Raw genomic sequence first — 9758 nt, forward strand, 5'->3', positions numbered from 1 at the left:
GTTGCTTTTAAGGAATGTCCCCCGCGGTCAAAAAAGTTGTCGTGAATCCCGACAGGGCCGTTTTTCAGGACGTCCTCCCACAGCTGGGCAAGCTTCATCTCGGTCACATTTCTTGGCGCTGTGTAGGTCTCCGCATCTGCCGCTCCGCCAGGAGCTGGCAGGGCGTTTCGGTCCAGCTTTCCGCTTGGCGTAACCGGCCACTGCCCCATCTCGATCATATGGGCTGGGATCATGTAGCCCGGCAGCCGTCTCTCAAGCTGCGCCCGCACTTCGTTTCTCGGGAGCCCTTCTATATATGCGCATAATTCCGGCTCGCCGCTGTCTGTCCGTACGGTAACGGCAGCTTCCCTTATGCCTCCTATGCTTCTAAGCGCCGCTTCAATTTCTCCGGGCTCAATCCGGTAGCCGCGGATTTTCACCTGATCATCCGTGCGGCCGAGGAATTCTATATTCCCGTCAGGGAGCCAGCGGGCTACATCCCCTGTTTTGTACATGCGTTCACCCGGGTAAAACGGATCGTCAAGAAAACGCTCCTCCGTTAAGCTCGGCCGATTTAAATAGCCTCTGGCCACACCCGCTCCGGCAATGTACAGTTCGCCGATACATCCGGCAGGCAACATCCGCTGCTTCTGATTGAGAATATACAATCTGACATGATGAACAGGTTTGCCAATCGGAATTCGTTCAAGTTTTTCATGCAGCGGACAATCAAAGAATGAAGCTTCTACAGTTGCCTCCGTTGGTCCGTAGGAATTGGTTAATGCAACATTTGGAAGCAGTTCGCTAAATCGGGAGACGAGATGGGCTCCCAGCTGCTCTCCCCCGGAAAACACCCGCTTGAGTCCGTTTGTCTTCTTAATCGGTACAGAGCGATTTTTTATATGGTCTAAAAAGGCATGGAGCATTGAAGGCACAAAATGCATAGCTGTGATCTCGTGTTCTTCTATGGCCTTTGCGATCACTTCAGGTTCTTTTTCGCCTCCCTGAGGAAGCAGATAAACAGAAGCACCGGCATAAGGCCACCAAAACAGCTCCCATATTGATGCGTCGAATGAATAAGATGTTTTATGCATAATCACATCTGATTGCTTCAGTTGATAACGGGACTGAAGGGAATTCAAAAAATTCACCGCTGATCGATGTTCAACTTCAACACCCTTAGGCATCCCGGTAGAGCCGGATGTATAGATGACATAGGCTAAAGATTGCGGGAGAACGTCCGTATTCGGATTGGACAAACGATGTTTCAGCCCGCTATTTGTCTGATTGAGATAAAAAATCTCTCCTGCAAATGCCGGAACATGAAGGTCGGCAGACTGAAGCAGGAGAATGTTTGTACCGCTGTCTTTGAGCAGAAAGCTGATTCGTTCTTCCGGGTAATCCGGATCAATGGGCAGATAAGCGCCGCCAGCTTTAAGAATGCCATAAATGCCAATCAGCATTTCAGGTGAACGCCTGCCTAAAATGGCAATAGTCGTTCCAGATTTTACTCCCCGTCCGATCAGCTCCCAGGCGATACGGTTAGCCTGTTCGTTCAATTCTTTATAGGTCATCGCTCCATCTTCAAAGATAACGGCCGCCTGATCAGGCGTTTTTGCTGCCTGCTGTTCGAGTGCATAGTGGAGAGTTTGATTCATTGAATAGCCCGTCTCCTCAAACAGATGGCATGATTCAATGAAATCTCTCTCTTCTTTTTTTGTTAAGATTGGAATATCGTCTAATTCTGTTTCAGGACTGGCAGCTGTATGTTCCACAAGCGTGGTAAAAAGGCTGGCCCACCTTTGGATGGTTTCTTTCTCAAACAAAGCTGTACTGTATTCAAACTGACAGAAAAGCTCAGAATCATGCTCTGTAACGTATAGGGAAATATCAAATTTTGATATTGGGTGCTCCAAGTCGTTCCACTGAAGCTGTACATCATTCATTTTTAGCTTTTGCCGTTCCATATTCTGAAGGACTAGCGTTGTGTCAAACAAAGGATTCCGGCTCATTTCCCGCTGCACACCGAGTTTGTCCACAAGCTCTTCAAACGGGTAATCCTGATGCTCATACGCTTCTAGTGCCGTCTGTCTGACTTCTTTCAGAAATTCTTCAAATGTCTTATTACCGGCCGGGCGTGTGCGGAGAGCCAATGTATTGACGAACATCCCGAGAACAGCTTCAAGATCGGCATGGGGCCGTCCGGCGATAGGTGAACCAATTACGATATCATCCTGAGCGCTTAACCGCGACAAAAAGGCTGAATACAAAGCGAGAAGCGCCATGTAAAGTGTGCTTTTGTTTTTATGGGCGAGTCGCTTTATCTTGGCCGTGATCTCTTTATCCATTTGAAAGGTTACTTTTCCGCCTGAGAATTTCCGTTCTGCCGGACGGCGTTTATCTGTCGGAAGCTCTAGTACAGGGAGGTCTCCGCTAAACTGCTGCAGCCAGTAAGTCTCCTGCTTTTGATACGAGTCTCCCTTTTTAAAAAGCTGCTGCCAGACGGCGTAATCTTTATACTGGATCCGCAGCGGCTTAAGCTGCCGTTTTGCATAAAGATCGGTGAATTCTCGGATTAATAGCTGAACGGATACGCCATCTGAAATAATATGGTGCATATCCACCAGCAATACATGCTTCTCGTTCGACACTTTTACAAGACCCGCCCTAAATAACGGCGCCCGGCTGAGATCAAAGGGACGAATAAATCTCTCGATATCGGTCTCTCTGCTTAATTCAAACGGTACCTCGGTGTGAATACGCTGAACAGGCTCGCCATCAGCCCCGGATACAAAGGAAGTTCGAAGAGGCTCATGCCGACTGATCAGTTCTTTACATACAGCAGACAGGTTAGCGACATCCAATGTCCCTTCCAGTTCTAAGACCGCAGGCATATTGTAGGCGACACCATCATCAAGCTGCTGAAGCACATAGATCCGTTTTTGAGCGGAAGATACAGGATATGCCGCCCTTTCTTCTGCCGGTTCAATTGCTGCATATGGATTTTCTTCTGCATTTCGAATGATTGAAGCTAACCCTTCCACTGTCGGATAGGCAAAAATGTCCTTAAGCGGAACTTGCACATGAAATTCCTTTGCAATCCGTGACATCAGCACTGTTGCTTTTAGAGAGTGGCCACCATGGTCAAAAAAGTTGTCTTGGATGCCTATAGAACCATTCTTCAGCACATCTTCAAATAGTTGTGAAAGCTTTGCCTCTAACAGATTACGAGGGGCAGTATATGGATTTCCGCTGATCGAAGCATCTGGCTCTGGAAGTGCTGATTGATCTACTTTGCCATTTGGGGTAAGAGGTATGCTGTCAACCCATACCCATTTCGCCGGAATCATGTATTCTGGTAGCTCACTAGCCATATAGCTGCGTAAATCTATTGCATTCAGCTTTTGTACACTGCAATAGTAAGCGCATAATTCATGTTCACCGTTTTGATCTTGCCTGATGAGAATGGCAGCCTCTTTCATGTCCGGATGATTCATTAACGTGACTTCGATTTCTTGCGGCTCGATTCGATAGCCCCTGATTTTCACTTGGTTGTCTGCTCGTCCGATATATTCGATGTTGCCGTCCTCAAGCCGTCTGGCTAAATCACCTGTACGGTACATGATCGCACCAGGCCTGAATGGGTCGGATGAAAACTTGTCGCGTGTCAGTTTATCGTAATTGACATATCCTCTGGCAACACTTGCGCCGGAAATATAGAGTTCACCTGGTACACCGTATGGCTGTAGCTGTTTTTGATGATTCAAAATATATAGATCAGTACAGCCTATCGGTCTACCGATTGGCGGAAACTTCGGAATAGGGTCTCCCGGTTGAATGGTATACGTAGATACCACATGAGTTTCTGAAGGTCCGTAATGATTGTGCAGATGTATTCCGCGTTCACGTAACACGTCTTGGAAAAGGTCTGAAATCATTAATTGTTCCCCGGCTGCAATCAAGTGTTTGACGCCATAAGGAAACGAGTTCGCAAGTTCTCGCTCGCTGAAAATCATTTTGATAAAAGCAGTTGGGAGAAACACAATATTCGTCTGATGCTTGTTTATAAATGTAAACAGCTGAGGCACATCTCTTTTTATGGCTTCTGGCACGATGTGGAGTGTGCCGCCTTTCAGAAGCGCAGAAAATATTTCTTGATAGCAGACGTCAAAGGCAGGTGTCGCAAATTGCAGAACATCTGCTTCGAAGTCAATGCCAGAGTGTACATATTCGAATTTCAGCAAGTTAGCCATGTTTCGATGCTCAAATTGAACACCCTTTGGTTTACCTGTTGTACCTGACGTATAAATGATATACAGCAGATCGTCAGCATTATTGACTGACTTCATGTTACTGCCGTCTTCTTTGCTTTCGATATCTTCTGCATGGGTGATAATGTAATTGTTTTCTAACGATGAGGAAAGATGCGCTTGTGAAACAACATGCGAACAGCCGCAGTCATTTAGAATATAACGGATTCTGTCAGCTGGATAATACGGATCAATCGGAACAATGGCGCCGCCTGCCTTTAAGATTCCAAGAACACCTGTGATAAACGCCGCTGAGCGTTCTATCATAATCGCAACGGGCTCCTGTCTCGCAACACCTTTCATTCGTAAATGCCGCGCCAATCTATTAGCCGATTTATTCAGTTCTTTGTATGTTAACGAGCAGGCTTGATCAATTACAGCATAAGCATCCGGCGTCTTTTCCGCTTGTGTTTCAAACATGGCATGGATGGTTTCGTAAACTGGTGTTCGATCTGCGATTTCTCCAATCAGCTGCCGCTTTTCAGTATCTGTCGTAATCTCTATTTCACCAGGTGGAAGATTCGGATTGTGTAAGATTTGCGATACGACATTCAGCAGATGCTCCTTGACAGAAAGCACAAAAGACCGATCATGCTGCTCAGCATCATAGCACATTTTCATATGGATTTCTTCTCCTGGTGCTACCATAAGATAAAAGCTGTAGTTGGTTTCATCTGCCACAGTGAAGTTATGAATCTGAAAAAGATCTGAAGCATGTTCTTGTTTGTTGAGCATTTGAATCTCTTGCTGCACCGGATAGTTTTCAAATACGAGAATATGGTCAATCAGCCCTTGCTTAACCGCTGAACGGGCTTGAATTTCATATAAAGGGTGGTAGCTGTATGCTTCAGCGGCAAGACGGTCTTTTTGCATATCTTTTATGAGCTGTAGAAATGGTGTTTTTGCCCCCTGCATCCGAACGGGTATCGTGTTAATGAAAAGGCCTACCATATGTTCAATGCCTTCGATTTCTGCGGGTCTTCCAGAAATGACAGAACCGAATACGGCGTCATCGTGATTATTATATTTTTGAAGCAGAATGCCCCAAATGGTATGGAAAATCGTACTGAGTGTCACTTCTTCTCTTGCCGCAAGCTCCGAAAGCCTGCTGCTTTCTTTCTTAGAGAATGAAAACGTAACGTGTTCCTGCCTGCTTCTCCCTTTTGTTTTTTTCTGCTTTGGGAGCATGGTTTGCTGTTCATAGCCGGAAAGGTAATGATCCCAATATGAAACTGCCTGCTTTTTGTCTTGTTCCATCAGCCATTTGATATACCTTCCGTATGGCTGAACCGGCTCTAGTGATATAGCGGATTCATTTACATAAGATGCATAAATATGGAGAAACTCCTTTAACACGATGCTTAGGCACCAGCCGTCCATCATGATGTGATGAAAGGTCCAAATACAAGTGTATTGGCCCTCTCCTGTTTGAATCAGAGTGATGCGCATGAGCAGATCTTTTTGCAAGTGAAACCCTTGAGCGCGGTCTTTTTCTTTCAATTGTTCGATAAACTGTGATTGCTTCTCTTCGTTTAAATGCGTAATGTCTTTTTCCTGCACGATGACATTCCGTTCTCTCAGGACAACCTGCTGGGGAGAGGAAACATTTTGACTGATAAAAATTGTCCTGAAAATATCGTGTCTTGCTACAAGAGCATTGATGCTGTTTTGAAAATACTGCGGGTTGACTTTTCCTACTATTGCAAAAGAAGCTTGCTCAACATATGCCTGTGAATCTTTTTGCAGGAGGGAATGGAAAAGCATCCCTTCCTGCATGTAAGACAGCGGATAAATATCCTGAATTGAATTCGCTTTTGTCATGTTCATGTCTCCCTGTCACGATTTTCTACAATTCTTCCACCAAGCTGGATATACTGTCCAAATCCTCTGCCGTTAATGATTGACTGCTAAAATCGCTCAGTGTCTTTTCTGATTTTTGTTTACCGGCGCAGTGTTTCATAATGTCCAGCAAAAAGCATTCGATCCTGTTGATAAGCTGGTCCATTGTGTTTCTATGAAAGCGGGCTGGCGGATAGCTAAGATTGAAATGAAGCTTTTTGTCTGCTGCCATTGCACTCATCTCTATGATTTGCTCACGCTTCCATGTATGAGTGATATCCTTTCCGCTTCCAAGACTTGATGGGCGGAAGCTGCCCTGTCTTTCGATGTCGTTGAACTGGCCCAAATAGTTAAAGCTGATTTCAGGTGTTTTTGAAAACGCAATGCTTTTGTTTTCAGGGTGTGTGAGGTATTTCAGTATACCGTAACCTATCCCTTTGTTTGGTATCCGGCCCAGTGTATCTTTAACGGTTTTTACTGCGGTTCCCAGCTCATCCCTTTGATTTTCAAAGCTTATGAGGGCCGGGTACATGGATGTAAACCAGCCGACCGTCCGGCTGATATCCAACTCCGGTATAATGTGCTCTCTTCCGTGTCCTTCCATAGCGATTCGGAGCTTGCTTCCGCCTGCCCATTCACAAATCGCTAACGATGCCGCCGTTAACAGAATATCTTGTGTATCTGTACCATAGGCGTGATTGACGTTTTGCAGCAAAACGTCAGTGTCTGCTTCAGAGAGTGAAAAGCTTACCGAGTCCCTCTTGCTGCAGTCGGTGTTCTCATGAAACGGCATTTCATATGGCAGTTCCGCAGTTTGCTGTTCTTCTGCACTTCGCCAATACGCCTCTTCACGAATCAGCTTGCTGCTTTGGGCATATTCCTGAATCCGTTTGGCGTATTCCTGGTAGGAATCCGTTTTAGGCGGAAGCTGAATCGCCTGGCCTGAAGACGCTTGTTGGTACCCTGCTGACAAATCCTCCAGCAAAATCCGCCATGCCACACCGTCAACGACAAGATGATGGATTGCAAGGAACAAGTAATCTCCGGTCAGTGTTTTAAACCACGCGGCATGTAACAATGGTCCTTCCTGCAAATTGATGCTTTGCTGAAGATCCGCAACTTCTAGTTTGATTTGTGTTTCCCAACCGCTTTCGGACTGTGAAAGATCAGATGTTCTTAACCTGTATAGCTGTGATTCATGGATGCTTTGATTGATTTGAATCCATCGTCCGTCATCTTTACGATAAACCATCCGAAGCGCATCATGATGCTCCGCCAGCTTTTTTAAGGATGCTCTAAGAGCGTCTTCAGACAAACGGTCAGAATGGAAAAGCATGACAGACTGATTGAAATGGTGTTGTTCTTCTATATCTTGTGAGAGAAACCATTTCTGAATAGGCGTCCATGGAACATCTCCTTGAACAGGTCCTTGTTCTATGACTCTCTCTGTTTTACGAATAAATGGTGATAAGTCTTTTATCTTTGGATGACGGAATAAATCACTTACCTGCAAGCTTAACCCGTGGCGCCCGAGACGTGCAGAAACTTGAAGCGCCTTGATTGAATCGCCGCCCAATTCAAAGAATGAATCCTCTATTCCGATCCTCTTGATGCCTAGAACCTCCTGCCAGATCAATGCCAGCTGCTCTTCAAGTTCGTTGCGTGGCGGGATGTATGTTTGTTTAGATGCGAAATCTGGTTCAGGCAGTGCACTCCGGTTCAATTTGCCGTTCGATGTGAGCGGAAAATTCTCCATTTCAATGAAATACGCCGGAATCATATAATTTGGCAGTGAACGCTCGAGAAGAGAACGCACTTGTTCAGCATTCGTGCCCGCTTTTACGCTGATGTAGCCAAACAGCTCTTTGCTCCCTGACTGTCCTGTACGTGCCAACACCGCCGCTTCTTTGACTCCGTCTATTTGGCGAAGTGCTGATTCGATCTCACCCAGCTCTACCCGATAGCCTCTGACTTTTACTTGATCATCAATACGGCCAACGTACTCAATTGTGCCATCGGGAAGCCAGCGCGCCAGATCACCTGTGCGGTACAGTCGATCGCCGGGTACAAATGGGTTTTGGACAAATTTCTTTTTCGTTAAATCTGGACGGCGTAAATATCCTCTGGCAACGCCATCTCCGCCGACACAAAGTTCGCCAACAGCTCCAACTGGCTGCAGCATTCCCCATTGATTTAAGATATAAGCGGTGGAATTGCCAACCGGCCGCCCGATCGGAATGGAGACTTCATATGTTTTTTGAATGTGGAAGCATGTCGAAAAAGTTGTATTTTCGGTTGGCCCATATCCGTTCCAAATAGATACTTCAGGGCAGGCATTCCTGATTCGATTGACGTGGCTTGCCGACAAAGCTTCTCCGCCTATGATCAGATGGTTAAGCTGCGAAAATGTTGTCTCGAGTTGCTCTGTCAAATGATTGAATAGAGACGAGGTCAGCCACATCGTAGTGATTCCTTGATGTTCTATGTATCTCTTAAGCTGTTGGGAATCGAGAAATGTTTGTTGATCGGACAGATGCAAAGCGGCACCATTTAACAGGGGACCAAAAAATTCAAATGATCCAACGTCAAAACCGATTGATGATGTCATCAGAAGGCGGTCAGCTGGTGTAAATGTAATATAATTGCTGTTTTTCACAAGACGAATGACACTTCTCTGTTCAATCATGACACCCTTTGGTTTACCGGTTGATCCAGAGGTATAAATGATATAAGCAAGTGAATGGGGCCCTGCTGAAGATTCAACATTCTTCGCCTCTCCTTGCTTTTGAATATCTTCGATTATGATTTGTTCACATTCAATGTCTAATAGCTGTTTTTCTGTTTTTTCAGATTGAAGGAGTAATGCTGCCCTGCTGTCAGACAGCATATAAGCTATTCGTTCAACAGGCAGGTCAGAAGCGATAGGCAGATAGGCTCCCCCGGCTTTCAGAATGCCCAGTATACCTGCTATGAGTTCTGGCGTTCTGCCTGTCAGCAAGGCTACAACACTATCAGGCCCTACGCCCTTACTCTGTAGAACTGAAGCAATTTGATTTGCCCAGCTGTTCAGGTCCTCGTAAGTTAACACCTGGGTATCGCTGACAATCGCTACAGCATTAGGTGTTTGTTCAGCCTGCACCTCAAAGAGCCTGCTGATTGTTTCATTTCTTGGATAATCCATTTTTGTACGATTGAGCTCATGGATAAGGTAATGGGTCTCATCTTCATTCAGGATATTTATTGTTCCGAGAACGGCTTTGTTGTCTTGGATGATGGAGAGTAACATATTGATGAAGTATTGAAGCCACTTTTCTATCGTTTTTTTCTTATATAAGTCAGTACTAAACTCCATTTGGAACGTCAGCAAACCGCGCGGCTGTTCCTGAGCATATAGGGTTAAATCAAATTTGGACGTTTGATGCCCATTGTTTGCTGCAGGTTTGAGACACAGTTCATCCAGGTCCAACGATTCTTGATCCATGTTTTGAAGAACAAACATTACGTCAAACAGCGGGTTTCTGCTCATATCCCTTGTCAATTCAAGCTTATCGACAAGCTCTTCGAACGGATAATCCTGATGCTCATAAGCTTCCAATGCAGTCTCGCGCACTTCCTGCAAATACTGTACAA

At 45.5% G+C, this 9758-nt stretch carries 2 protein-coding genes; both read right to left on the bottom strand.

Annotated elements, in window-relative coordinates; translation table 11 throughout:
- Window positions 1-6110: non-ribosomal peptide synthetase (locus tag BLL41_RS21925; RefSeq protein ID WP_141770224.1), on the bottom strand; the 6110-nt coding region annotated here is incomplete at its 3' end.
- Window positions 6111-6135: 25 nt separating this feature from the next.
- The coding region (locus BLL41_RS21930; protein ID WP_083428100.1) for a non-ribosomal peptide synthetase at window positions 6136-9758 on the bottom strand (3623 nt) is incomplete at its 5' end.

It is taken from the genome of Bacillus sp. FMQ74 (genome assembly GCF_001875785.1).
GTDB lineage: Bacteria > Bacillota > Bacilli > Bacillales > Bacillaceae > Bacillus > Bacillus stercoris.